Origin of the sequence: Ralstonia insidiosa (assembly GCF_008801405.1) — a bacterium.
Lineage (GTDB): Bacteria > Pseudomonadota > Gammaproteobacteria > Burkholderiales > Burkholderiaceae > Ralstonia > Ralstonia insidiosa.
Genome location: NZ_VZPV01000003.1, coordinates 328,603 through 350,471, shown reverse-complemented (window position 1 = coordinate 350,471; position 21,869 = coordinate 328,603). Strand labels below are relative to the sequence as shown.

Genomic DNA, 21,869 nt, shown 5'->3' with positions numbered 1-21,869 from the left:
TCGCGCACGCGTCGCTTGAATGGAAAAATGCCCGCACGGCGCAAACCGTACGGGCATTTCCTTCGAGCAGCGAGATGTCAGGCGACGGCCGAGGTCGGCAATGCCGCCGGTGGCGTCCACTGCGGCAATGCCGTGCCATCCACCAACGCATCGACATGGCGATGCGCCAGCGCAGGCCCCACGCTCATGCCAATACCGCTGTGCATGAGCGCGACGGTGGTGCGGTCATCCACGCGGGTGACCGAGAACGCGCCGCTGCCGGGCACATGGCACTTGGCGCCGTACACTCCTTGCCAGCGCTCCACCACGCGCAGCTTGCTGCCAAAGGTATCGCGCGCCAGGTCCAGCATGATGTTGTCGACCGACTCGGCGTTGAACGGGCGAGCGTCCTGGCTGTAGTCGTGCGAATCGCCAACGATCCAGTCGCCGTACGGCGTTGGGCTCACCAGCAGGTGAATGCCGTGGCGTTGCAGCTCGGGGCGTTGATGCTCAATCTGCATGGCCAGCGCCTGGGCGGTCGGCAGATCGGCAAACGCGCCGTAGTGCGTGCACGACAGACCCGTCAGCACAGCGTGTTCCAGCTGGAAGCCGTCTTCAGGCGTTACGCGCAGCATTTGCAGGCGGCAGACCTGCGGTTGCAGCGCACGCAATTGATCAGCGCACAGTGTCTGGTAGTCATGCCCGCTGCAGACGATCACGCGCTGCGCGTTGCACACGCCTGCCGTCGTATCCAGTCGGCCACCTTCCACATGGCGCACGAGCGTGCCGAAGTGGAAGCGCACGCCCTGTGTGGCAAGCCATGCCGCCAGTGCGGGAATCGCTTCGCGTGAATACAACTGCAAATCATCAAAGCCCTGCAGGGCTGACCGATGACGCGTGAAGCGGCCGCCGTACAGATTGGCCAGATCGGCGCCACGCAGCAGCTTGACGTTGTAATCAAACGCCGAGGCGCGGGTGGACATGAATTCGTCCAGTACGGCGTCTTCCGCCGCATTGCGGGCAAACAGCAACACGCCCTTGGCGCGTGCAAAGATGCCAGCCTTGTCAGCCCAGCCGAGATACAGTTCGCGGCTTTCACGCGCGAGATCGAGCATGATGCCCGGCGGCTGACCGGTCACGAGCATCTGCCCGAAATTGCGGATGGAGGCACCAACGGCAACCTCGCTGCGCTCGAACACCGTCACGCGCAGGCCGCGTTTGACGGCGGCAGCGGCGTGCGCCAAGCCCAAAATGCCAGCCCCGACGATGGCGACGTCGGTGCTGGCATCCAGGCCCCCTTGAGCAACAGAATTCAGGGGAGCTTCACTCACTTACTTTTTCTCCGACTTGCCGTCGTAGCGCTTGGTCCACTCGGCGAGGATGCGGTCACGGTTGGCGCTGGCCCACGTGAAGTCGTTCTTGATCAGGCGCTTCTCATAGTCGGCCGGCAGCAGCGGGTCCGGCTTGGAGAAGCCCGGCGTGGCCACCACGGCAAAGTTTTTCTCGTACAGCGCCATGGCAACCGGGCTTGCCGAGAAGTCAGCCAGCTTCTTGGCGGCGTCCAGGTTCTTGGTGCCCTTCATGATGCCGGTGGCTTCCACGTCCCAGCCCAGGCCTTCCGACGGCAGCACGATGTCGATCGGTGCGCCTTCCTTCTTCGACTTCACAGCACGGTATTCAAACGCGATACCGATCGGGAATTCACCCGAAGCCGCCATCTTGCAAGGCTTCGAGCCCGAGTGCGTGTACTGGCCGATGTTCTTGTGCAGGGCGTCCATGTAATCCCAGCCCTTCTGCTCGCCCAGCATCTGCAGCCATGCGCTCACGTCTAGGTAGCCCGTGCCCGACGAAGCCGGGTTCGGCATGACGATCTTGCCGGCGTACACCGGCTTGGTCAGGTCAGCCCACGACGTCGGCTTCGGCAGGTGCTGCTTTTCGGCTTCGACCGTGTTGAAGCAGATGGCGGCGCCCCAGGCGTCCATACCGACCCATGCCGGCGGGTTGGCCTTGTCACGGTACGTCGCGCCGATCTTTGCCAGATCAGTCGGTGCGTACGGCGTCAGCATGCCCTCCTTGTCCAGGATGGCCAGGCTCGAAGCGGCCAGGCCCCACACCACGTCAGCGCGCGGGTTGTTCTTCTCGGCCAGCAGCTTGGCGGTGACGACGCCGGTGGAGTCGCGCACCCACTTGATTTCGATGTCCGGATTGGCCTTCTCGAAGGCTTCCTGGTACGCCTTCACTTGGTCAGCTTCCAGCGCCGTGTACACGGTCAGCGTGGTCTTGGCGAAAGCCGACGTGGCAAAGGCCATCGTAGCGGCAACAGCCAGCAGGGAAAGACGTGCGGTCATGGTTTCCTCGGTATGGTGTGATGCAGGGGAAAGGACAACAAACAGGACAACAAACTCAGATGCGTCAAACGCATTGCGGCCGTTCACCGCGCGCGAGGCGGCGGTTGATGTCGGCCACAACTTCGGGCAGATCGGCAATCGTGTCGATCTCGTAATGCGGGCGGCAGGCGGCAAAGCCGGCCGAAATGGCGACGCGGTGGCGCGCACGCTCGTCTGCGGACAGTGCGGCGTATTGCTCGTACGGCAGGCCCAGCGCATTGCCCGACATCAGCAGTGCCACGGTCCACATGCCGGCGCGGCGGCCCTCTTCGATGCCTGGCACGGTGTCGTCGACCTTCACGCAGGCGGCCACATCGCCAATGGCAAGATCCACCACGCAACGCAGTGCCTGTGCAGGCCACGGGCGGGCGCGCGGCACCTCGTCGCAGGCGATCACGCAGTCGGGGCTGTAGCCCGCCTTGGCGGCCAGTTCAACCACGCGGTCCATCACCGCACGCGGGTAGCCCGAGCACGTACCGATCTTCAAGCCAGCTTCGCGCAGCGCGGCGATGGTTTCCAGTGCGCCGGGGATCATCGCCGAATGCGCACCCACCTTCTCGATCTGCAGCGGCATGAAGCGGTTGTAGATGGCGGTGACATCGTCATCGGTGGGCATGCGGCCGTGGGCGAGCGAGAAGCGCGCGGCAATCGCACCGTCATTGCACAGCGTGCGGATGTGGTCCCACTTGCCCAGGCCCATCGGGCCGCGCGCTTCGTCCAGCGTGATGGCCACGCCGAATTCGCCAAACGCTTCCACGAAGATTTGCGTGGGGGCAAACGAACCGAAATCGACTACGGTGCCGGCCCAGTCGAGCACAGCGGCTTCCAGGCGCAACGGCGTGGCGCCGGGGTTGATGCGGTCAGTACCCGCCTGGCGGGCCGTGATTGGGGATGCGTCACCCATGTTCATGTTTCCTTGACTTACAACGAATTCAATGTGAGGTGGTGCGCCAGGCCTGCGTGCGGCGCGTGACGCCGCGCGTGGCAAGTTCCAGCAGCAGCGAGACGACGATCGACGTGACCAGAATCAGTGTGGACATGGCCGCAGCGGGGCCGATGTCGCCGGCGTCGTCCATGTTCAGTACGGCCACGGAGGCCAGCACGGTGTCAGGGCTGTACAGGAAGATCACGGCTGACACGGTGGTCATGGCCGAGACGAACAGGTAGCGCGCGCAAGACAGCACGGCCGGCAGACACATCGGCAGCGTCACGCGCCAGTACGTGCGCAGCGCCGATACCTTGAGCGAGGCCGATACCGCTTCAAACACCGGGTCCAGTTGTCCCAGCGAAGCCACGGACGTGAGGTGCGCAGCCGTGGCGCAGTGCATGATCGTGCAGAGCACCATCAGCGCCATGCTGCCGTACAGGCCATTGAGCGGATTGGCCGGGTGGTTGAAGAAGAACACGTAGCCCAGGCCGAGCACGAGGCCGGGCACGGCCATCGGCAGCAGCACCGCAAAGCGGATGGCCGGATGCAGCCAGGCGGTGGCGCGGGTGGTGCGCGTCTTCTCGACCAGCCATGCGCCAGTAAAGATGAGTACGGTGCCAAACACGGTGGTGAGCGCGGCCAGCTTCAGACTGTTGCGATAGGCCAGCCAGCCGCCGCCATCCATGTTGTCGAAGTCGTAGTTGCGCAGCGACAGTTCAAGGTTGTACGGCCACAGCTTGACGAGCGACGCGCCCACCGCGGTGGCGAGCATCACCAGAATCCAGCCGACCACCAATGCGGTCAGCAGCAGATAGAGGCCATCGCGCATGCGATCCGGCTGCGGGTGATACGGCTGGGCGCGGCTGGCCAGCGCGGCGTGCTGGCGACGCTGCACGAGGCGTTCCACGGCAAAGGTGAGCAGCGCAGGCAACAACAGCATCAGGCCGATGACGGCGCCACGAGCAAACTGCTGCTGGCCCACCACCGCCTTGTAGGCTTCCACCGCCAGCACCTGGTAGCTGCCGCCCACCACGGTCGGCACGCCAAAGTCCGTGGCAACCAGCGTAAAGACCAGCGCAAAGGCACCAAACAGGCCATACCGCGCACCCGGCAGCGTGACGGTGCAGAACGTACGCCACGGGCCCGCGCCCATTGCCCGGGCGGCGTCATACAGGCGGCCATCGGCCAGCGTGAGCGTAGCCAGTAACAGCATCAGCGCATACGGGAAGGTGTAGAACGCCTCGCCCACCACGATGCCCCAGAAGCCGTAGATGTTGCTGCCGCCCAGCCAAGCTTTGAACAGCCCCTGGTTGCCGAACAGGTAGACCAGCGCAATACCCGGCAGCAGGGACGGTGCAAACAGCGGCAACATCGCCAGCGTGCGCATCGTGCCGCGCAACGGCATGCGCGTGCGCTGCACGGCGTAGGCAAAGGCAAAGGCCAGCGGCACGACGATGGCGGCCACGCTGCCCGACACGGCCAGGGTGCGCCCCACCATGGCCAGAAAGTTGGGGCCTTGTACGACATGGGCGACCAGCGCCAAGCCGTGCTCATCAGAGCTGCGTGCGCTGGCGACCAGGCCCGTGGCCTGTAGCAGCATCATGGCCGTGGGCAGCAGCAGACCGAGCGTCAGCAGGAGGAACCACCCCAGCTTCATGCCGGTCAGTACGGGCGCATCAGTACGCCAGAACGACGTGCGCGCGACTTGTTTCTGTGGGGTGACCGTTACCACGTTGGCCTCGGGCGGGAGCATTGACATCACCACCTCAGGCATAGACGCGCAGGCCATCACGCTCGAGCGCGATCCACAGCTTGCTGTCGCCAAGCGCGCCACGACCGCTGCGTAGCGCATTCGATGCCACTTCGGCCACCAGCGGCGCATTGGCCAGGCCATCGATGGCCAGCGTCACACGCGTGCGGCTGCCCAGGTAGATCTGGTCGACCACGCGGGCGAGATGTCGGTTGGGCGCATCATCGTCCGGATGCAGTGTCACGGCCTCGGGGCGGCAGAACAGGCGGCCAGTGCTGTACGCCGTATCGGCAAACGCCGGATCAAGCAGCAGCGGCTGGCCGGCCAGCGTGGGCGTGCCATCTTCGGTGCGCTCCAGCGGCAGCCAGTTGGCCTGACCGACGAACCCGGCAACGAAACCGGTCGCGGGGTGGGTATAGATTTCCGACGGCGAACCCGTCTGTTCGATCCGGCCGTTGGACATGACCGCAATGCGGTCCGCCATCGCCATGGCTTCGTCCTGATCGTGCGTCACCATCAGCGTGGTCACGTTCAGCTTGCGCTGCAGGCGTCGCAGCTCGATGCGCAGGTGTTCGCGCACCTGGGCGTCCAGCGCCGACATCGGCTCGTCCAGCAGCAGCAGCGAGGGCGCGGGCGCCAGCGCGCGGGCCAGTGCCACACGCTGCTGCTGGCCGCCCGAGAGCTGCGACGGGTACTTCGCCTCGCTGCCGGCCAGGCCCACCAGCGCCAGCATCTCGGACACCCGCGCCTGCATGCGGGTGCGGTTGCCGTTGGTAGTGTCCAGACCGTAGGCAACGTTCTGGGCAACCGTCAGGTTGGGAAACAGCGCATACGACTGGAAGACGATGCCGTAGTCGCGCTCGCGAGGGGGCAGGTTCGAAATATCGCGGCCACCGGCAACGATCTGGCCGGCGTCTTGCGCCTCCAGCCCTGCAATGATGCGCAGCAGCGTGGTCTTGCCACAGCCCGACGGGCCGAGCAGGCAGACGAACTCGCCCTGCGCCACGTCCAGCGAAACACCGTCAAGCGCGGTGAAGGCGCCAAAGCGGCGGGTAACTTGCCGCACGGAAAGGAACGGTGTGGCGTTACCCTGGGTCGGGTCGGAAGCAGGCTGGGGCATTGACGGGGCGGCTGAGGCAGTAGCAAAAACGGTCGCTACTGTAGCTAGCCGACATGTACCCCATGTGGCAGTTACCCCAAAAACGCCAATGCGCGCATTTCCAGATTTGTGTTCAGACGGATGACGAAGTTAAGGACGAGGCGAGCGCACTTCTGCCAGGAAGGCCGCAATCAGCCGCGCCTCGCGCCGGTCTTGCAGGCAGTAGAGGTATTCACTCAGCTCCGGTGCGCCGCCCTCGAAGGCCAGTACGCGCAAATCCGCGTGGTTGGGCACCTCCTGGCGGGCGATGACGCTCACGCCCAGGTTGCGCATGATGGCCTCGCGAATGGACTCCCGGCTACCGATTTCCACCGTGGATGCCGCGGTCACGCCAGCCTGGGCCATCATCGTTTCGGTCATCGCACGGGTGGTGGAGCCCACCTCGCGCACCAGCAGCCGGCATTGTGACAGTGCCGTGACCGGCACCGCCCCGCTGGTCTGCCCAGCCAGCGGGTGGCTGCGATGGACCACCAGCACCAGCGGGTCGCGGGCCAGCTCTATGCGCAGAAAGCGTGCGTCGTCCACCCGCTGCGACGACGATGCCACGTCCACCCGGTATTCCTGCAGCGCGTCAAGCATCTGCACTGAATTGCCGGCCTCGATGCTCACGTCGATGCCGGGGTGGCTCTGGCAGAAGCGGTCAACGATGTCGAGGATGTAGTACGGCGCCGTGGCGCCGATACGCAGGTGGCCGGAACCCATGTCGCCGGAGTTGCGCAGGAAGAAGTCGATCTCGGTTTCCTGCCGCACGAGCTGGTCGACCAGCGGCATCAGGCGCACGCCGGCGTCCGACAGCGCCAGCCGGCGCCCACCCCGGTAGAACAACTCGACGCCGTAGGCCTCCTCCAGCGCGCGGATCTGCGATGTCACGGTCGGCTGGGAAAGCCCGAGCTGCTTGGCGGCCAGCGTGATGCTGCCCAGGCGGGCGACCATGAAGAACGATTTGAGCTGCGCGACGAGCATGAATAGGTGATGTGTCCGGCGCCTGGAATGGCGCAATCGGCGGGAAGGCGACCCATTCTAGCGGACCACCCCGGCGCAAAAGTGCGGGTCGGCGCTCTCCCCCGTTTTCCGCTTCTACATCCTCGGGCTACGCCTTTCTCAACCTTTCCGACCAGGTGCGCGTGACGACACCCCCACATCGGGGGGAATTGGGCCTTGCTGACCCGTTATTTCCACGGATCGAATCCGTCACCTCCCCTTGAGAATCCGCCAGCGCGCCGCAGTCACGAGCCGACAGCGCGCCTGAATTCGGATTTTGGAGAGATGAGGATGGAAGGCAGCAAGGGCGGTAGCAGTACAAAGCAATGGACCATCGCGATGATGGTGGCAGCTGCAGGCACGCTGGCGGCCTGCGGTGGTGGCGGAGGCGGCGGAGGCGGTAGCTCAGGGGCCACGCCGGCCGCAACGCCAGCTACCCCGGCCAGCATCAATCTGGCGGCTGCCTGCAGCGGCTCCAACTGCGGCGCATTGGGCAATACCTACGCCGGTTCCGGCGTGGGCGTGTGGCAGGCCACCAATACGGGCGGTTCGGCCGGCACCGTGAATGTATCGATCGCCGGGCTTACGGGCCAAAACGTCACCCTCATCTACACCAACCAGGGGGCGGCCGCACAGCCAATGCCGTCGGTGTCGCTCTCCAATGCGGGTCTGCTTGGCCTGGGCGGTGGCACAGCCACCAGCAGCACGCCCACCAATGGCGCCTCCGGCAACCTGACCACGGCGTCCGTCAAGAACGACGCAATGAACGCAGCGTTCGACCGACAGATTTCCGATTTCAACGCGCACGCACTGGACAGCTACGCCACCGGTGCGGGCCCGCTCAAGACGCAAGGCGCTTCCAACGATACGGTCTTGCGCCCGCAGTCGGTTGCCGCCGTTGGCACGCAACGCACCTGGAATCACCAGCAGCCGGACGGCACCGCCACGGTGCGCACCGCTACGCTGAAGCAGCAAGCAACCGCCACCGACGGCCGTATCGTCAACCTGTGGGTGGAGAACACGGAGTACGGCAGCAGCAAGATCTCCGACAGCATTGTCAGCACGCTGATCACCAAGTTCGCCTCGGGCACGCAGTCGGTCTACACGCTGGCCACCTCGATCGTCGGTCAGCCGTGGGGCAGCTACTCCAGCTCGGCCAGCCTGATCGACCCGAACCAGGCGCTCGACATCGTGGTGCTGAACATCCAGCCTGACGGCCAGCCTTATGGCCGCGTGGGCTACTTCTGGGCGCGCAACAACTTCACGACCAGCTCGCAGCCGCTGTCGAACCAATCGCTGTCGCTCTATGTGGATTCGGAAACGATCTACCTTGGTGGCACCGACGGGCTGAACACGGTCATCTCCACGCTGGGCCACGAGTTCACGCACATGGCCAACTTCTACCAGCGCGGCGTGCTCAACGGCTCGCAGTACATGTACGGCACGTGGCTGGAAGAAATGACGGCGATGACGATGGAAGATGTGCTGTCCAGCCAGATCGACCCGAGCTTCAACAACGTGCGCGACAGCCGTTTTCCGGCCTGGCTGCAAAGTTCCTACAACTGTTCGCTGACGGCGTTCGACCCGTCGCTCTCGTCGTCGTGCCCGGGGTATCCGATCTCGGGCAGCCTGGGTGGCTTCCTGCTGCGCCAGTACGGCGTACCGTACTACAAGAACCTGCTGCAGAACTTCTCGTCAACGGATTCGGCCACGGTGCTGAGCAGCGCCATCCAGGCCGGTGGCGGCACGGGCCTGGGCGATGCGCTGGGTCGTTGGGGGACGGCGGTGGCACTGCTGCCGGTGCCGGGCAGCCCGGCAGGTTTTGCGTATCCGGCGCGTTCGGACACCGGTTTCTCGATCCCTGCCGTCAATGGCCAGAACTACAGCAGCCAGCGCTCGATGCCGAGCTCCGTGCCGGCCACGCTGCAGGGCTTTGGCCAGTTCCCGGTGGGGCGCGGTTTCAAGACCGGTACGTATAGCGAGACGATTACGGTGCCGGCCAATTCGACGGTGTCGATCATCGCGAACTAAGCGCGCTTGGCGGTGCCAGCTGGTGCCGCCAGTCCCCCTGCGATGCAGGCGCTCAGCCGGCGCATCGCAGCGGAAATCGGCGCAATGATCGGTACGTCGAATCGCTGCGCCAGATGCACGGCGGCCTGCCCCAACGGCCCGCCGCCGATGATCACGGCCTGCGCGCCATCCTTAAGGCAGGCGCGCACGGCATCACTCAGTGCTTCCTCCAACGCCCCAGCATCGGCTGCCAGCCCACGTGGCTCACCGGGCGTGAGTTGCACACCGGTATAGAGCGCGCCCAGCCCAAGCGCATGCGCCTTGGCATCAATCGCGGCCACCAGATCGGGCGTGACCGTGGCTACACCAAAGCGGCGTCCGCCTTCCGATGCCTCCAGCATCGACGCCTCACAAATGCCGACCACCGGTATGGGCCGGCTTGCCTCGCGAACCTGCATCACGCCGGGGTCGCCAAAGGCGCTGATGATCACGCCCGCGTGCGGCACCTGCGTGCTACGCCAGGTGGCCTCCACCTCGGTGGCCGCTGCGGCCAGCTCCACCTCGTTGATGATCATCGACGGCCCATTCGCAGCCGTGGCACCCACAACCGTATAGCCGGCGGGTGCGTGCTCCTGTGCGATGCGCACCATCATGTCGGTGGTGGCCCGGGACGAATTCGGGTTGATCAGAAGAATGTTGGGCATGCGGATGCGGCGTCAGAACAAGTCTGCGCACAGCGTACCCCACGCGGGCACGCCATCGGCAATGCGCTACTTGTTGATCGCGGCAGAAAGAATCCGCCCGCTGCGTGCATCGAGCCGCACATCGAAAATCCGGCCAGCCTTGACCACCGTGACGTCGTAAATCAAGCCCGATGCCGAGCGATCGAGCCCCGCCCGGATCGCCTTGCCATGCAGGTAGTTTTCTGCCGTGTCCACGGCCGATGCAAGCGGCCCATTGGCAAGCGTCGGGCGGATGGCCGGCCCACCCGGGCGGCGGGCGATGAGGACGGCCGCAACGGCCATCAGAACCGCCAGCGTGAGGAAGGTGAGTGTGCGACGTCGGCGCATGCCATGTCTTGGAAAACCGAAGAGATCGCAAGACTAGACGGCTGGACTTAGCGAGCGCTGAGAGCGGTTGATCCGAGGGGTGTGATGCGCGCGCATCAAATGTCTTCAGCGGTGCAAACGGTGGCTCGGGTATCTCCGGAAGCGCTGCACGCGGGCCAATCACAGGCCAATCCTGGGGCTGAGATAATGGGCGCCTTCTGGATTTCCTGCCGATTCCCATGCCCTCCGCTGCGCCCCTGCCGTCACGTATCAGCCCCCTTTTCGAGCTCATGCCTTTCCTGCGCCCGTACGCGCGGCGCTGGGCGGTTGCGTTCCTGGCGCTGGTGATTGCGGCTGTTGCAACGCTGGCGCTGCCGGTGGCCTTCAAGTTTCTGATCGACCGTGGATTCGCCAGCGGCGAGCGGTCGCACATCGACCGCTACTTCATCGCCCTGTTCGTCCTTTCGCTGGTGCTCGCCGGTGCCACGGCGCTGCGCTTCTATTGCGTCTCGTGGCTGGGCGAGCGCGTAACGGCCGATCTGCGGCGCGCTGTGTACCGGCACATCGTCGGCTTGAGCCCGGAGTTTTTCGAGACGACACAAACGGGTGAGGTGCTGTCGCGGCTCACGACCGACACGACGTTGATCCAGGCCGTGGTGGGGACCAGTCTGTCGCTCGGGTTGCGCAACACGCTGCTGACGGTCGGCGGGGTGGTGATGCTGGTCGTGACGAGCCCGGTGCTCTCGGGCTACATCATCGCCACGCTGATCGTGGTGGTTGCGCCCATCGTCATCTTTGGGCGTCGCGTGCGGCGGCTCTCGCGTGACAGTCAAGACAAGGTGGCAAGCGCAAGCGCGCTGGCCGGCGAGGTGCTCAATGCCATGCCGACCGTGCAGTCGTACACGCAGGAAGCGCATGAAGCGAAGCGTTTCAGCGCCGCCGTGGAAACGGCGTTTGACACCGCACTCACGCGCATCCGGGCCCGTGCCCAGTTGACCGCGGTAGTCATCGTCTTTGTATTCGCTGCGATCGTGTTTGTGCTCTGGCTCGGCGCAAAGGCCGTGCTGGCTGGCGAGATGACGGCGGGCCAGTTGTCCCAGTTCATCCTCTACGCGGTGTTCACCGCGGGCGCGGTCGGTGCAATTGCGGAAGTGTGGGGAGACCTGCAAAGAGCCGCCGGTGCCACGGAGCGCCTGCTGCAACTGCTGGCAACCCGCTCCCCCATTGCGGAACCGGACACTCCTGTGGCGCTGCCCGCGCATGCCGAAGGGATCCGCTTCGACAATGTCACCTTCCACTATCCGTCGCGTCCGGGTGCCGCTGCGCTCTCCCACTTCACGCTCGATGTTGCGCCCGGGGAGCACGTTGCGTTGGTGGGGCCTTCCGGTGCCGGCAAGACGACGCTGTTTCAACTGCTGCTGCGCTTTTACGAACCGCAGTCCGGAAGCATCCTGATCAGCGGCGTCCCAACGCGGCAAGTCTCACTCGCAGCGCTGCGACAGGCCATTGGCGTCGTGCTGCAAGAATCGGTGATCTTTTCAGGGAGCGTGCTCGACAACATCCGCTATGGCACGCCCGACGCCACGCTCGCGCAGGTTCAGCGCGCCGCCGAGATGGCTGCCGCTGCCGACTTCATCAACGAACTACCGCAGGGCTACGACACGCAGCTGGGCGAGCGTGGCGTCAGGCTGTCGGGTGGGCAGCGCCAGCGGATCGCCATTGCGCGGGCCATTCTCAAAGACCCGCCCATCCTGCTGCTGGATGAAGCCACCAGCGCACTCGATGCCGCAAGCGAGCGGCTGGTGCAGACTGCCCTGAACAATGCCGCGCGAAACCGCACCACGCTGGTCATCGCGCACCGCCTTGCCACCGTGCAGCAGGCCGACCGGATCGTTGTGCTTGAGCAAGGCCGTATCGTTGCGCAAGGCCGCCATGCTGAGCTTTTGCAGCGTTCGCCGCTTTATGCACGTCTTGCGGCGCTGCAGTTTGGTGGGGTGTCTATGGAGACCGAAGGGCTCGGTGCGCCATCCGAACTGACAACAGGAAGTGCCGACAGATCACATTGAAACCCGCACCCGACGCGGTTCGGGTTGATGCTGCATAATTTCGAACGTTTTTTTGAACGGGTGTTGAACACCCCCGCTTTGCTATGCCGTACGTCGTCACCGAATCCTGCATCCAGTGCAAGTACACGGACTGTGTTGCCGTCTGCCCGATGGACTGCTTTCACGCCGGCCCGAACTTCCTGGTGATTGATCCGGATGAATGCATCGACTGCTCGATCTGCGTGCCGGAGTGCCCGGTGGGGGCGATCTACCCCGCCGCCGAGGTGCCGGCCGATCAGCAGGACTTCATTGCACTGAACGCGCAGCTCTCGCGCCGTGCAGATTGGCCGCGCCTGACCCAAGTGCAGGCCCCGCTGGCCGACCACGCCCATTGGGCGCAAGTCAAAGACAAGCGCGATGCATTGCGCATCGCGCCCGAGTCACCACCGTCAACCTGACGACACGGCTGCCACGGCGCTGGGTTTCAATCAGCGCCTGCAGCACGTGGCGTCAAGTCAACCGGGCTTAGATCGACATCACCGCGTTCACGAACCAGCCGCGATACCGGTATCCAGGCTTGGCCATGTCGTCACTGAACCTGGTGAAGTTGTAGCCCACGCCCAGGCGGACATGCTTGGCAACGTCGTAGTCGAGGCTGGCCAGCCAGCCCTGCCGGGTCCCGCCATCGGTTGCGCGCAGCACGCGGTACTCGCCCATCGCGCTCAGGCCGCCGTAGACGTAGCGCCGCACCTGCCCTGCCATCAACGTTGCGCGGTTGCTGTACCAATCGCCGCTGCCACGATCCAGGCGGGCTTCACCGGTTCGGGTGGCGAGCTTGGCGGCAAATTCCCAGTTGGCATCCAGCCGGTAGATCCCTTCCAGCGACCAGATCGAGGAGCGCTGATCAGGCAACAGGCCCGCACCCGTGCTGCCGTCCACCTGCCCCGCCGAGGCAAGGTTGTACAGGTACGTGTACTTGCCGATGACCGTCCAACGCGCGCTGTTCCACGGCCGCCAGGCGAAGCCGAGGCTGGCTTCGGTGTAGCGCGCATCGTTGACCGGCTGATTGGCATCGCTGGTGTTGGCCCAGTTGAAGCGTCCGCCCAGGCGCAATGACTCGTTGATCTCGTAGCCGACGCGGTTGGCAGAAACCCACTGCCGGCGCTGTTCGGCACCCTCGTCACTGCGGTATTCCAGCTTGCTGGCCCAGGTGGTGCCGGGCTGGGTCAGGCCCACGTTCACGCTGGCGGCTTGCCGATGTACCTTGCCCGCGCCGCTTACGGCATCGAGTTCTGCCTGCTGCAGGCTGAAGCCCGTCGTCCAGCCGCGTGCGGGGTAGAAGTCCATACCAAATGTATGCCCCACGCCCGTGCTGGGCCCGCTCTTCAGGCTTTGCGTCTCGTTGTAGAGATTGGTCGTGTTGGAGATGCGCCAGCGCTGACCCAGCGTAATGCTGCTGGGCGCCTGCGAAAGCAGCGGCGACTGGTCGTACACACCGGTCGAGTCGATCAGGCGGGTGTAGTTGCCGTACAGCGAGTGATCGGGGCTCATCCGGTATTCACCCGTGAGCTTGGCCGCGTTGCCCCGATTGCCCGCCGTGTATTCGGCGCCGGCCGAAGACTGATTGGCAAACTGGTACTTCGCACCCACGGTGGCGGCGTTGTTGCGCGGGTAAGCGCCGCCATCATCATCGAGCGTGATCTGCCCGGTGCCGTACACGTCAAGCGTGCCGATCAGGCGGCGGGTGTAACCCAGCGCCGCCAGCGTTCCGGTGCCGCTGTTCCCCTGATACGTCTCGGTGACGCGGCGGATCTCGGCAATCAGGTCGGAGTGCTCTGCCAGGCGCCAGTCGATCTGCGCCTGCGCCTGCTCCAGGGCATCCGTGCCGCGCTCGGATTTGCTGTAGCGGCCGGCGATCCGAATGTCTTCGCGCACCTGGCCGGCATATTCGAAGCCGTATTCACGGACGGGGTAGCCCAGGTCGGCACGCGCCACGGAATACCCCGAGCTCACGTCCCGCCACCAGGCACCGACGGTCCAGTCGCGTGACGTCCACCCCAGCTCGCGCAGGTTGGCACGACCTTCGATGGCGGTGGCGTTACCGCTGCGATTGGTCTGCGTTTGCGGGTTGATCTGCATGAAGCTCAGACCACCGTTGTCGGAGTAGAAAATGGGCGCCATCGCAGCCTGCGTCTGCGAGTGCTCCATCTTGAGGTAAGTCCCGCGTCCGGCCTGCAGCGTCGCGTCCACCCCCTTCATGGTGTACGCCTGGTCCGAGCGCCCTTCGTTCACGTAGGTGCCGCCCACGGCAACGTGCTCGCCAAACCAGTGCTTGGCGCGCACGCCACCCGCGACGTTGTTGCTGTCGAATCCGCTCGGCACGTATTCGTAGTCCGCCAGCAGGTGGTTTTCGTAGCCACCGGTCGGGCGATCACGGAACAGCGTGCTGGTGTTCTGGTCGGCAATCTGGGCAAGCGGCTTCGTCATCATGATCCGCCCCTGCATCTCGTTGATGTCGTAGTCAATGCCGCGCACCAGCGAGATGCGATTGACCACGCTCCCCGTGGAGGGATCGCGCACCTCCAGCACGAGCTGATCGGAGCCCGGCAGCAGATCGGTATGGCGCAGGTAGTACAAGCTGCCGCCCGTGCCGAGGAATTCCGAGTGCCCCGCCACCGTTTGCGCCTGCGAGGCAAACACCTTCACCTGCGTGCTCGGATCGCCCAGCGGCGTGCTGGAGCGGCTGCGCCAGTCGATCGCAGCGCCGTACAGACTGCGCACGTATTGCGCGTACTGCGTGCCCGTGAAGCCGGTCTGGTAGTTGCCCCACAGCGCCTGGCTCTTGTCCCAATCCACCCGCAGGTACAGCTTGCCCTGCGTGTCGATGTCGCGGTACGTCGTGGAGTCATCGCCGTACACCGGGTAGTACATGTTCGGGTCCAGGCGACGGAAGACGTCGCGCGGGTCCGCCTTGAACAGTCCGTCAAAGAGGTTGCCGACGTTGCGTTCGGTCGTATCGGCCTGGGCGGTGAACAGGTAGCGCCCATCCACCTTGCCCTTGGTGTAGAAGGCCAGCCGCCCCTCGTCGAGGAAGCCGTTGCGATAGCGGTCGTCCACGGTCAGTCCCGATGCACCGTCGCCGCTGATCGAACTCTTGGACATCGTCAGATCGGCAATGGCGACGACGAACAGGTAGTTCTCGCGCACATTGATGTTCAGCGGGTAGCTGGTGCCCTCTCCGTTGGGGCCTTTCACGTCGACAGCAAACCGATGCATGCCGGTCGGCAACAGATACTCGGCCACGAACTTGCCGCGCTGGTCGACGGGTACGGTCTGACCGTCGATGGTCAGGCCATAGCCCTCGGGCACGTTCTGCCCGAACACACGCACCCGCGACCCGCGGATGATGATGTTCTGCTGGCGTAGCGCGTTGTTGCCGAACGTGCTGTCGAGCAGCGCGCGCGACTCCAGCTCGCTGGCGCTCAGCGCGCGCAGTGGGCCGCTGGCGTTCTGGTGCATCTGGTCAAGAATGCGCTGCCGGTCTGCCGGCGCCACCAGCAGCAGACTGCGCGGATAGGTCTCGTCGACACTGCCATCGGCCGCCGTGGCGCGCAGGATGTAGGTGAGCCGATCCCCGGGGCGCACACGCGTGCCATCGGGCAGGCTGCCGTCCCACGTTGCCTGGACCACGCCACCGGGCGCAATGTCCACTGTCGCCAGCGGCGTCACCAGGTCCGTGTCTTCGGCGCGGTAGATGCTGATCTGCATCCGCTTGATGAAGGCGGCGTAGTTGCTATAGACCTGCAGCTTGACCGGCTCGACGATGCGGCCACCCTCGACCGCCGCTTCGGACCCGGCCTGCACGCTCAGTACGGGCGTCGTCTGCGCGGGGTCTTCGGTTGCCCAGACCATCCCGCCGTTGGGCAGGTCGATGCTGAAATGGGTGGCCACGGCTTCTTGTCCGATGACCGCGGGTTGTTTGTCGGCAGACAGTGTCTGTGCCGAGGCGGGCATCCCATAGCCCACGAAAAGGATGCCGGCAATGGCTGCATCCAGCGTTTTGAGTCGCATGGTCTTGGTGGCCTTCGAGCGGGTTCGGGACAAGGTTTGGGAGGCGAGACGCGTGTTCATTGCTGTCCCTCCTTGCCACCGGTGCCCTGCACCGCTGCGCCCGCTTGGGCAGGTGCAGCCGTCGGCAGCCTGACGCCGAAGTCAAAGCGCGCCGGCACACCCTGCGTGATCCGCTTGACCAGCGGATTGGCCGTGGTGAACTCGCTGCGTGGCGGCAGCGTTGCCGGGTCCACCTTCATGATGAAGTTGCGACCGCGTGCGATGTTCGCAACGTCGATGCCCTCCAGGTGATATCGCCCGTAGGCATCCGTCTCGATGATGTTGCCCTCGACCGTCGCGATGCGGACACCAGGAATGCCGCGCTCTTCCAGGCCACTGTTGACGATGATGTAGTCGACGCGCAGCGTGCCGCCGTCTTCCTTCGTGACTTGGCGCTCAACGTTCAAGGCTTGTGACGAGAGCTGCTTCGCCACATCGCCGCTGGGCGTGCTTTCCGTTCGGCCGTCTGCGTAGAGGCGAACCTTGCTGCCTTCTGCCGTCGTCAACGTGAAGTCGTCGTTAAAGGCGGCGTCGCGCAGGCGCTGCGAAATGACGATGCGATGCTTGTTCACGGGCTGCGCCATGCTCAGGCGCCCTGACAAGCTGCCCAGTGAGATGCCGTGCAGCAGCGGTGCGCTGGCGTCGGGCTCGGGGCGCGGGCCATCGCCACGGTCCACCGTGGTGGAACCCGGTACATAGGCGTCCGGATTGAAGCCACCCTGTACGCGCAGGCTGGTCGCATTGGCGCTGGCTTGCCAGCCATCACCGTTGCGGTCATCGAACACGGTGCCAAAGACGCGGGTTTCTTCGAACAGCGGATCGGCATCGCGGCGCACGGTTGCCTGTGCCTGGTTGCTGACACGCATGCCGTTGAGTTGCATCAGCGCGGTATTGATGTACTCGCCGCGCGCTGATGCCCCTGGCCCCACACGCAGCATGTAGACCACCGTCATCGATGCGCCTGCGGTGAGGTCAATGCCTTCGATCCGGATCGGGCTGGTACCGGCCAGACGGCCATTGCTCCCTGTCACCGTGAGCGAGTTGGCGATCAGGCTAAAGCCGACCGGCGGCGTATCCACCAGAACAGCGCCCTGGATGTTGGTCTTGCTGGGGTTCTGCACCGTCAGCGTGTAGCGCACGACATCGCCCACGTTCACCTTCTGCGGTGCCGCCTGCTTGTTCACACGCAGCAGCGCGTCATCGCTCACGGCAAAGCGGATCGCGGCGTCGCTGCAGTTTGTCGGCGCCATCCGGTCGCAGATGCGATAGCGCAAGGTGTAGCTGCCGCCGGGCGTGCCCGGGGGCACGATCACGGTACCGTCCGGACGGAGCGACAGCCCCGGCAGGCCGCCGTTGTCGAGCAGCGTCACGTTGATGTTGCTCGGGTTGGTGATCGGCTTGCCGCCCTGGGTGTCGTTGCCCAGGACGATCCCGATCGGGCCGCCGGTCGCGCCGTTCACCGGAGTCTGGCGGTAGTCGTCATCGGTCGCCTGCAGCGGCTGCGATGTCACCGTCACCGAAACGCTGGCCGTGGCGCAGTTGGCCGGGTTCAGCTTCTCGCAAATCTGATAGCCGATCGTGTAGGTGCCAGCCGGCGTGCCCGGGGCCACGGATACCAAGCCGGTATTCGGGTCGAGGCTCACCTTCGGGTTGCTCGACGGCGTCGTCACATTCACGTTGACGTTGCCCGGCGTTGCCTTCGCGCCGTTGAGCGTGTCGTTGTCCAGCACATTGCCGACCTGCTGGTTGCCACCCGAGCCATCGACGCCGGTGTAGCTGTCATTGCCCGCCGCGATCTTGCCCGGCGCCACCGTGACCGTTGCAGTCGCGTTTGCGCAGTTGCTTGCGTTCAGCTTCTCGCAGATCTGGTAGCCAATCGTGTACGTGCCCGCCGGCGTGCCCGGTGCCACCGACACCAGACCGGTGTTCGGGTCTAACGTCACCTTCGGGTTGCTCGACGGCGTCGTCACGCTCACGTTGACGGTGCCCGGCGCCGTCTTCGTGCCATTCAGCGTGTCGTTGTCCAACACGTTGCCCACGCTGCTGTTGCCCGCGTTGCCGTCGATGCCGGTGTAGGTGTCGTTGTTGGCAACGATCTTGCCCGGCACCACCGTCACGGTTTCCGTGGCGTTTGCGCAGTTGGTCGGGTTCAGCTTCTCGCAGATCTGGTAGCCGATCGTGTACGTGCCCGCCGGCGTGCCCGGCGCCACCGACACCACGCCGGTGCTCGGGTCCAGCGTCACCTTCGGGTTGCTCGATGGCGTCGTCACGCTCACGTTGACGGTGCCCGGCGTGACCTTGGTGCCGTTGAGCGTGTCGTTGTTCAGCGCGTTGCCAACGTTGCTGTTGCCCGCGTTGCCGTCAATGCCGGTGTAGGTGTCGTTGCCGGCAATGATCTTGCCCGGCGCCACCGTCACCGTGGTCGTGGTGTTGGCGCAGTTGGTCGGGTTCAGCTTCTCGCAGATCTGGTAGCCGATGGTGTACGTGCCCGCCGGCGTGCCCGGTGCCACTGCCACCAAACCGGTGTTCGGGTCCAGCGTTACCTTCGGGTTGCTCGACGGCGAGGTCACGCTCACGTTGACGGTGCCCGTTGTCGCCTTGCTGCCGTTGAGCGTGTCGTTGTCCAGCACATTGCCGACGCTGCCGTTGCCGGCATTGCCATCGATACCGGTATAACTATCGCTACCCGCGGTAATCGGGCCCGTCACCACCGTCACCGACGCGGTAGCGTTTGCGCAGTTGGTCGGGTTCAGCTTCTCGCAGATCTGGTAGCCGATGGTGTACGTGCCTGCCGGGGTGCCCGGTGCCACTGCCACCAAACCGGTCGTCGGATCCAGCGTCACCTTCGGGTTGCTCGACGGCGAGGTCACGCTCACGTTGACGGTGCCCGGCGTTGCCTTCGTACCGTTGAGCGTGTCGTTGTCCAGCACGTTGCCGACCTGCGGGTTGCCGGTGGCGCCGTTCGTCCCGGTGAAGGTGTCATTGCTTGCAATGATCTTGCCGGGTGCCACCGTCACGGTGGCCGTGGCGCTCGCACAGTTTGTCGGGTTCAGCTTCTCGCAGATCTGGTAGCCAATGCTGTACGTGCCCGCCGGCGTGCCCGGTACCACCGACACCAGACCGGTGTTAGGGTCAAGGCTCACCTTCGGGTTGCTCGACGGCACGGTCACGCTGATGTTGACCGTGCCCGTTGTCGCCTTGGCGCCGTTGAGCGTGTCGTTGTCCAGCACGTTACCGACACTGCTGTTGCCTGCAGTGCCGTCAATGCCGGTATAGGTGTCGTTGCTGGCCGCAATGGGCGCCGCGCCCACCACAATGGTGGCCGTCGCCGAGGCGCAATTGGTCGGGTGCACGGCGTCGCACACCGTGTACGGAATCTTGTACGTACCAGCAGGCGTGCCCGGCTTGACCGTGATCGTGCCGTCAGGATTGAGCGTGAAGCCCCCGGTCGACGGCGTGGGCGTGGTGCTGCCCCAGGTCAACGTCACGTTGCCCTTGCCGGTTCCGCTCGTCGGACCATTCGCGCTGCCCAGCGTGTCGTTGACAAGCACGCTGCCAAGCGAGCCCCCTGCCGCGCCGCTGGGCACGGTGTAGTTATCGTTGCTGGCAGCGATCTTCGGGTCGCCAATCGGCGTATCAACAACGCCCGTCGATGTGACGGGGCTACCGCCGCCCGAGGGCGTGGCCGTAACGGTCGCAACGTTGTGGATCGGCACGCCGGCATCCACGTCAGCCTGCGTCACCGTATAGGTAAAGCTGCCGCAGTTGGCGGAGCCACCCGGGTTGATCGTTGTGGGCGTACACGCCAGTGCGGTACTACCGGCTTTCGGGTCCGACACCGTCAGGCCAGTCAGCACGATGCTGCCGCTGTTGACGGCGGTGATGCTGTAGCCGATGGTTTCGCCTACATCCGCCTTGCCGTTGCCATTGGCGTCATTGAGCGTGGCCGTCTTGGTGACCGACATGGCTGGCGTGCCCTGCACGGTGGTCGATGCCGTTGCGCTGTTGTTGCCCGTTGAGGGTTCCGCCACCGTGGTATCGGTGGTGGCCAACTGCACGGTCGCGGTGTTGCTGATGTTTCCAGCCGCGCCCGGGGCGTTCACATTGATGGTGATCTGTACGCTGCTGCCGGCCGGCAGGCTCTGCACCGCACCGGTAATCACGTACCCCGCGGCATCGCTGCCCGTAACGCTGGTACCCAGCGCCCCGCAGATTGCACCGCCGGTCGGGTTGCCGCAGCTCACGTTGCCGGCAGTGACACCCGTGATGCCCACGGGCATCGTGTCCTTGAAGGTGGCGCCAGTGGCGGGGTATGCGCCGGTGTTGGTGATGGTCAGCGTGTAGGTCATCGGCTGACCTGCCTGCACCGTGGCAGGCCCTACCTTGGTGATGCCCAGATCTACCACACGCGGGATGTTCGTGAGCGTGCAGTCCACCCGGTCGGCCAGTTGCAGCAGGTTCAGCGTCGGCGGATTGGCGGGATCGAACGAGCCGCTGGGCAGCACCGTGCTCGAAGCCGCATTGCCGTTGGTACAGGCAATCGTTCTGTCGTACTGCGCCAGCGTGTAGCGGCTGCCCGGCGCCATCTGCTCGATCAGGGTGAGCACGTTGCCCGGCATGACAGCCTGGCCGCTGATGTACGGATAGTTGCCGGTACCGGTGCCCGATGTGGAGGTGTTAATGACCTCGCTACCCTTGGCATTCAGCACGCGGTAGGTAAATTGATCCGATGGGTCCAGCCGGCCGCTCGGCAGCGCCTTGCGCAGTCGCACCCCGCCCCAACGCACGCCAAACGCCATGCCTTGCAGGCTGGAGCTGTTGGTGTGGACTTGCCCCATCACGGTAAACGGGGAGCCGGTGCGCGTGGTGGAGAACACCGCGGCGTTGGCGGTGCCGGATTTGCCCACCAGCCGCTGGCAGTCGGGCATGCCAGAGCAAGCCGATACCGGCGAGGCCGGGATCGACCCCGAGCCTGGCTGGCCATAGTTGAGGTTGTTGCTTGGCGACGCGCCCAGCCACTCCACCAGATGGAGCGCGCTTCCCCCGGACACCACCCCGAAATCCAGGTTTTCGCCGCTGTTCGTGCTCTCACCGTCCGCCAGCACCATTTCGAAGCTGTTGGTCGCTTCCTGGCCCGCCGGGTTGTAGATGTGAATGTCCTGCAGCGTGACCGTGGTGTGGTTCGCGACGCTGCCGTTGTTGGTATAGAGCGCGGCCTTGTTAGGCTGGTAGATGGTGTAGTAGCCGCTGGAGCCGCTGAACTGAGACCCGGTCCAGGAGGGCGCCTGTACGCCGCTCAAGCCCGAACTCGTCCCGATGTTGCTCACGACCGCCGTCAGGGTCAGGGTCGAGCCATCCGGCAGATCAAACGTGAGCGGCGTTGAGCCGTTCGACGTCAGCGATACGCCGTCGAGTTGCAGCCAGCAGATCTCGTCAACGTGCACGCCCTTCGAGTTCGGGTCGGCCATTCG

The 21,869-nt window shown here is 64.9% G+C and carries 13 protein-coding genes; 3 read left to right on the top strand and 10 right to left on the bottom strand.

Going from position 1 to position 21,869, the window contains the following annotated elements; genetic code table 11:
- Nucleotides 1–77: 77 nt before the first annotated feature.
- From F7R11_RS23740 to F7R11_RS23715, 6 genes are all read right to left on the bottom strand, one after another.
- Entirely contained in the window at nt 78–1,310 is a 1,233-nt protein-coding gene (locus F7R11_RS23740) for a TIGR03364 family FAD-dependent oxidoreductase (RefSeq protein ID WP_064807293.1), read from the bottom strand.
- On the bottom strand, nt 1,311–2,327 hold the full coding sequence (locus F7R11_RS23735) for a putative 2-aminoethylphosphonate ABC transporter substrate-binding protein (RefSeq protein ID WP_021194048.1): 1,017 nt from the start codon (nt 2,325–2,327) through the stop codon (nt 1,311–1,313).
- 64 nt (nt 2,328–2,391) lie between these two features.
- Nucleotides 2,392–3,270, bottom strand: a complete 879-nt coding sequence (gene phnX, locus F7R11_RS23730; protein ID WP_064809043.1) for a phosphonoacetaldehyde hydrolase — start codon at nt 3,268–3,270, stop codon at nt 2,392–2,394.
- A 28-nt stretch (nt 3,271–3,298) separates the two neighbouring features.
- A complete protein-coding gene (locus tag F7R11_RS23725) occupies nt 3,299–5,053 on the bottom strand; it encodes a putative 2-aminoethylphosphonate ABC transporter permease subunit (protein WP_064809044.1) in 1,755 nt (584 codons plus the stop codon).
- Nucleotides 5,054–5,060: 7 nt separating this feature from the next.
- Nucleotides 5,061–6,164 carry a putative 2-aminoethylphosphonate ABC transporter ATP-binding protein gene (locus F7R11_RS23720; protein WP_064807295.1) on the bottom strand — a complete coding sequence of 368 codons (1,104 nt, stop codon included), beginning with the start codon at nt 6,162–6,164 and terminating at the stop codon, nt 5,061–5,063.
- A 129-nt stretch (nt 6,165–6,293) separates the two neighbouring features.
- Nucleotides 6,294–7,166 (bottom strand): LysR family transcriptional regulator, encoded by an 873-nt coding sequence (locus F7R11_RS23715; protein ID WP_021194044.1) that lies wholly within the window; start codon nt 7,164–7,166, stop codon nt 6,294–6,296.
- Nucleotides 7,167–7,475: 309 nt separating this feature from the next.
- Between F7R11_RS23715 and F7R11_RS23710 the strand changes: the two genes are divergently transcribed.
- On the top strand, nt 7,476–9,215 hold the full coding sequence (locus tag F7R11_RS23710) for a M30 family zinc metallopeptidase (protein ID WP_064807298.1): 1,740 nt from the start codon (nt 7,476–7,478) through the stop codon (nt 9,213–9,215).
- On the opposite strand, the gene F7R11_RS23705 is transcribed toward F7R11_RS23710, so the two are convergent.
- Together F7R11_RS23705 and F7R11_RS23700 are read right to left on the bottom strand one after the other, a co-directional pair.
- Entirely contained in the window at nt 9,212–9,898 is a 687-nt protein-coding gene (locus F7R11_RS23705) for an aspartate/glutamate racemase family protein (protein ID WP_064807300.1), read from the bottom strand. The two genes, F7R11_RS23710 and F7R11_RS23705, sit on opposite strands and share 4 nt — an antisense overlap.
- 66 nt (nt 9,899–9,964) lie before the next feature.
- Nucleotides 9,965–10,264, bottom strand: a complete 300-nt coding sequence (locus tag F7R11_RS23700) for a PepSY domain-containing protein (protein WP_064807302.1) — start codon at nt 10,262–10,264, stop codon at nt 9,965–9,967.
- Nucleotides 10,265–10,482: 218 nt separating this feature from the next.
- Here F7R11_RS23700 and F7R11_RS23695 point away from each other — a divergent pair, with 218 nt between their 5' ends.
- Nucleotides 10,483–12,309, top strand: coding sequence for an ABC transporter transmembrane domain-containing protein (locus tag F7R11_RS23695; protein WP_064807304.1), 1,827 nt, complete (start codon nt 10,483–10,485; stop codon nt 12,307–12,309).
- 83 nt (nt 12,310–12,392) lie between these two features.
- Nucleotides 12,393–12,746, top strand: a complete 354-nt coding sequence (gene fdxA / locus F7R11_RS23690) for a ferredoxin FdxA (protein WP_064807306.1) — start codon at nt 12,393–12,395, stop codon at nt 12,744–12,746.
- 67 nt (nt 12,747–12,813) lie between these two features.
- Here fdxA and F7R11_RS23685 read toward each other — a convergent pair whose 3' ends face one another.
- Both F7R11_RS23685 and F7R11_RS23680 read right to left on the bottom strand, forming a co-directional pair.
- A complete protein-coding gene (locus F7R11_RS23685; RefSeq protein ID WP_064807308.1) occupies nt 12,814–16,419 on the bottom strand; it encodes a hypothetical protein in 3,606 nt (1,201 codons plus the stop codon).
- Nucleotides 16,416–21,866: a beta strand repeat-containing protein gene (locus F7R11_RS23680; RefSeq protein ID WP_064807310.1), complete on the bottom strand. Its 5,451-nt coding sequence runs from the start codon at nt 21,864–21,866 to the stop codon at nt 16,416–16,418. Before F7R11_RS23680 ends, F7R11_RS23685 begins: the two co-directional genes overlap by 4 nt.
- Nucleotides 21,867–21,869 lie beyond the last annotated feature (3 nt).

Excerpts from the sequence above, each read along its gene's own strand:
- F7R11_RS23685 (WP_064807308.1), bottom strand. The coding sequence starts at position 16,419 with ATGAACACGCGTCTCGCCTCCCAAACCTTGTCCCGAACCCGCTCGAAG.
- fdxA (WP_064807306.1), top strand. The coding sequence starts at position 12,393 with ATGCCGTACGTCGTCACCGAATCCTGCATCCAGTGCAAGTACACGGAC.
- phnX (WP_064809043.1), bottom strand. The coding sequence starts at position 3,270 with ATGGGTGACGCATCCCCAATCACGGCCCGCCAGGCGGGTACTGACCGC.
- F7R11_RS23720 (WP_064807295.1), bottom strand. The coding sequence starts at position 6,164 with ATGCCCCAGCCTGCTTCCGACCCGACCCAGGGTAACGCCACACCGTTC.
- F7R11_RS23715 (WP_021194044.1), bottom strand. The coding sequence starts at position 7,166 with ATGCTCGTCGCGCAGCTCAAATCGTTCTTCATGGTCGCCCGCCTGGGC.
- F7R11_RS23680 (WP_064807310.1), bottom strand. The coding sequence starts at position 21,866 with ATGGCCGACCCGAACTCGAAGGGCGTGCACGTTGACGAGATCTGCTGG.
- F7R11_RS23735 (WP_021194048.1), bottom strand. The coding sequence starts at position 2,327 with ATGACCGCACGTCTTTCCCTGCTGGCTGTTGCCGCTACGATGGCCTTT.
- F7R11_RS23725 (WP_064809044.1), bottom strand. The coding sequence starts at position 5,053 with ATGTCAATGCTCCCGCCCGAGGCCAACGTGGTAACGGTCACCCCACAG.
- F7R11_RS23700 (WP_064807302.1), bottom strand. The coding sequence starts at position 10,264 with ATGCGCCGACGTCGCACACTCACCTTCCTCACGCTGGCGGTTCTGATG.
- F7R11_RS23710 (WP_064807298.1), top strand. The coding sequence starts at position 7,476 with ATGGAAGGCAGCAAGGGCGGTAGCAGTACAAAGCAATGGACCATCGCG.
- F7R11_RS23695 (WP_064807304.1), top strand. The coding sequence starts at position 10,483 with ATGCCCTCCGCTGCGCCCCTGCCGTCACGTATCAGCCCCCTTTTCGAG.
- F7R11_RS23705 (WP_064807300.1), bottom strand. The coding sequence starts at position 9,898 with ATGCCCAACATTCTTCTGATCAACCCGAATTCGTCCCGGGCCACCACC.